The organism is Parendozoicomonas callyspongiae, from assembly GCF_023502345.1.
Classification (GTDB): Bacteria; Pseudomonadota; Gammaproteobacteria; order Pseudomonadales; family Endozoicomonadaceae; genus Sansalvadorimonas; species Sansalvadorimonas callyspongiae.
Window position 1 is genome coordinate 1 of record NZ_JAMFLX010000138.1, and the last position, 640, is coordinate 640.

1 protein-coding gene is annotated in these 640 nt (G+C 43.6%); it reads left to right on the plus strand.

The features are described 5' to 3' along the window. Positions 1–84: 84 nt before the first annotated feature. Positions 85–576, plus strand: a complete 492-nt coding sequence (locus tag M3P05_RS20660; RefSeq protein ID WP_249702037.1) for a GNAT family N-acetyltransferase — start codon at positions 85–87, stop codon at positions 574–576. The last annotated feature ends 64 nt before the right edge of the window (positions 577–640 follow it).

Here is a 640-nt window from a genome sequence, read left to right on the forward strand (position 1 = left end):
GGCGGCGCAGCCCCTTACGCGGGCGTTAGGTGCTCATACCAACATTCACATCCAGAGTAAGCTGAAATATAAACGGAGTTTTCAGTGCAAGAAATAAATATCAGACACAGTGATAAGAAAGATATCGAAGCAATTCATAAAATCTATTCTGACACGAATGCTTATTCTGGAACTTTGCAACTACCATATCCATCTCTTACTTTATGGGAATCTCGCTTGGAAAATCTCCCGCAAGGTATATATTCTCTTATTGCGGAAATCGACAATGAGATCATTGGTCAAATTGGCCTCCATGTAGAGCAAAGTCCGAGAAGAAAGCATGTAGCGACTTTTGGTATGGGAGTAAGAGACAAATACCAAGGAAAAGGTGTCGGTAGTAAACTTCTTTCTTCAGTCATTGATCTTGCCGAGAATTGGCTTAACATTCAGCGTATCGAACTGACTGTATACACAGACAACGACCCTGCCATAGCACTGTATAAAAAATATGGATTTATCATGGAGGGTGAGTCTGCAAAGTTCGCATTCCGAAATGGCCAATACGTCAGTGTTTATCATATGGCAAGGGTAAAATAAAACGCACCTAACAAGTGCGTGGTGTTCGCCCCTTCGGGGCTGGGACGCCTTCGGCGCCCCACAC